This is a genomic window from Synergistaceae bacterium, assembly GCA_031272035.1.
In the GTDB taxonomy this organism is placed as follows: domain Bacteria; phylum Synergistota; class Synergistia; order Synergistales; family Aminobacteriaceae; genus JAISSA01.
The window spans coordinates 1-2807 of record JAISUO010000051.1 but is presented as its reverse complement, the minus strand read 5'-3'; the positions used below and the strand labels follow the sequence as shown (position 1 = coordinate 2807).

Below are 2807 nucleotides of genomic sequence, written 5' to 3'. Positions count from 1 at the left end.
GGGGACCGGATCGTCACCGTTCACATCCGTTACGACGACGATCGGTGCATTGACGCCGTGAAGGAGGCCATTCGCCTCTCCAGGGAAAATAAAGTGAGGGTCGAGGTGTCGCATCTGGGAAGCATGACGATGGGGCACACCCGGGAGTGCGCGGAGCTCATCGAACAGGCGGCGCTGGAGGGCGTGGACGTGGCCTTCGACTGCTATCCCTACGACGCTTTCTGCGCCAAAGCCGGTTCGGCGGTGTACGACGACGGCTTCGTCCGGCGCTGGAAAGGCAAGGGTCCCGAGTGCCTTGAAGCCGTCTCCGGCCGGTTTAAGGGACAGCGTCTGACCTTCGAGACCCTGGCGGAAATGCGCCGGGAGGAACCTCTCGATCTCATTGTAGCTCACGTCATGGACCGGACCGAGGTGGAGGACTGCATCGCCAGGCCCGGGTGCGTCGTCGCGTCCGACGCGCTGGCCATGAGCGGCGGAGCTGGAAAACCCGCCGGCGCCCACCCCCGCATCGCCGGAACGTTTCCCAGAGCGCTGCGCCTGCTTCGAGAGAGGGGCTGCTCCTGGACGGAGGCTCTGCGCAAAATGACGACCCTGCCGGCGGACAGAATGAGGCTCCCGGCGGGCCGGCTGTTCGAGGGGGCCGTTGCGGACGTGACGGTGTTCGATCCCGAGCGTTTCATCGACCGCGCCACGTTTCAGGAGCCTTTTTTGCCGCCGTCCGGACTGGAACTGGTGGTGATCAACGGACAGGTCGCGCTGAAGGACGGCCGGCTTTCACCCGAGCCTCAGGGAGACCTGAACGTAAGCTCACGGGCGTCATAAACGCTTCGGTGGACGTCGAACAATCCGAAAAAGAGAATAAAAAAGGGGTTAAAACACTTGTCCTGTCCTGTTCTTGAAATCAATCTGTCTCTCCTGCGGCAGAACGCGACGGTGATCCTGGATCTGTGCAGAAAAAACGGCATCCGGCCTACGGCTGTCGTCAAGGGATTCAGCGCGATTCGCGAGGTCGTGGAAATGCTGGCGGACGTCGGTTACACGAGCTTCGGCAGTTCCCGGCTTCCTCATCTGCAGGCCGTTCGACGGATGAACCCCTCCCTGGAAACCGTGGCGCTGCGCATCCCCATGATGTCGGAGGCGGAAAGCGTCGTCCGATGCGCCGACGTCAGCCTCAACTCCCAGCTGGAAACGGTGCGGCTCCTGGACCGGGCGGCGGAGGGGGCGGGAAAAACTCACGCCGTGATTCTCATGGTGGATCTGGGGGACCTTCGGGAGGGGCTCATGGACGAAGCCCAAATTCTGGAAACCGCCCGCGGAATCGAAACCGGATGTCGAAACATCCGTCTGTGCGGCGTGGGAACGAACCTGGGCTGTTACGGCTCTGTGGTCCCCACAGGGGAAAACCTCTCCCGTCTGGCGTCCATCGCCTGTGAAATCGAGGAGCGGATCGGGCGGGAACTGGAGGTCGTCTCCGGCGGCGCGTCCACGTCTCTGGCGCTTCTGGTCGAGGGAGGCATGCCCTCGAAAATCAACAACCTGCGCGTTGGATCGGCCATCATCACCCGGGCGGAGGTTCCGGAAATTCCGGATGAGGCCCTGCCCGGACTTTCGGACGAAACTTTCATTCTCAGAGCTGAAATCATCGAAATCGGAGAAAAACCCACCCACCCGATCGGTCTTTTGGGACGCGACTGTTTCGGCAACATCAGGAAATACGAAGACCGCGGCGTGAGAAAACGGACGCTTCTGGCGCTGGGGGCCTTCGACGTCGGGCACTGCGAAAAACTGATTCCCCTGGATACGGAGGCGAAGATCCTCGGCTGCAGCAGCGACCACATGATCGTGGACATTCACGAAAGCCGGGAAAACTATCGACTGGGCGGCGAAATGGCGTTCAAAATGCTCTATCCCGCCATTCTCTTCGCCGCCTCCAGTCCTTTGGTCAAAAAGAAAATGGTTGAAAAGAAAATCAAAAGATGAATTCTGTTGTCGTGCTGGTTCATGGTTTTTTCAGGCGCGGAGGGGATATGCGATACCTGGCTGAAGCCCTGAAACGTCAGGGATTTTGCACTTTTTCTCCGACTCTGCCCACAGTTTTCCAAAACGTCCGGACCTGCTCCGAGGAACTGGAGCGGCAGCTTGAAGGACGTTTCGATGAAAAGCGGGTTATACATTTTGTCGGACACAGCATGGGCGGACTGATTATTCGGGATTATCTCTCCCGACGCCTGGTCGAAGGGCTGGGACGGGTGGTGCTGATCGGAACCCCCAACAGAGGAACCCGTCACAGCAACCGGTTACTGTGGCTGTCTTTTTTGGGCCGCGTTCTTCGCGCTCTGCCGGACCTTGCAGAACCCGGGCCGGACATCCCCCCTCCCCTCAATCACCCGACCCCGGAGATCGGCATCGTCATTGGAACACACCCGGACCCGGTGCGGAAAAGGCTCCTTCCGGAGGAAAACGACGGACTGGTTCCCTCCCGCTCCGTTCGGGGCGTTACAGCCCGGGACGAGCTGACGGTTTCCTGCTGTCACGAACGGCTCCACTGGCGCGCGGACGTGGCGACCGCCATCGCAGCGTTTCTGGAAACAGGAAAATTCAGATTGGTCCGGCCATGACATTCGGTTCTTCTCCTTCACGCCGGACGCTCCTTGCAAAATCGCGTCCCGTGAAAGAGTTGGATTGGTATCAGATCACCCAGTCGAAAAATTCCGCCTGAAGGCATTCCACCCGGGGAATTTGCGCATCGTTCTCCCGAAAGCGCAGCTCCGGCGTTCTTACGCTCACCCGGGTTCCTCCCGGCACGC

At 60.2% G+C, this 2807-nt stretch carries 3 protein-coding genes; all 3 read left to right on the top strand.

Annotated features, from left to right (window positions below):
* The coding region (locus tag LBR61_06505; protein ID MDR1731731.1) for an amidohydrolase family protein at positions 1–822 on the top strand (822 nt) is incomplete at its 5' end.
* Between the two features lie 57 nt (positions 823–879).
* Positions 880–1980, top strand: a complete 1101-nt coding sequence (locus LBR61_06500; GenBank protein ID MDR1731730.1) for an alanine racemase — start codon at positions 880–882, stop codon at positions 1978–1980.
* On the top strand, positions 1977–2618 hold the full coding sequence (locus tag LBR61_06495; protein MDR1731729.1) for an alpha/beta fold hydrolase: 642 nt from the start codon (positions 1977–1979) through the stop codon (positions 2616–2618). The genes LBR61_06500 and LBR61_06495 overlap by 4 nt, the downstream gene beginning before the upstream one ends.
* Positions 2619–2807 lie beyond the last annotated feature (189 nt).

What these genes read in the sequence shown, in the direction of transcription:
- LBR61_06495 (MDR1731729.1), top strand. Translation starts at nt 1,977, where the DNA reads ATGAATTCTGTTGTCGTGCTGGTTCATGGTTTTTTCAGGCGCGGAGGG.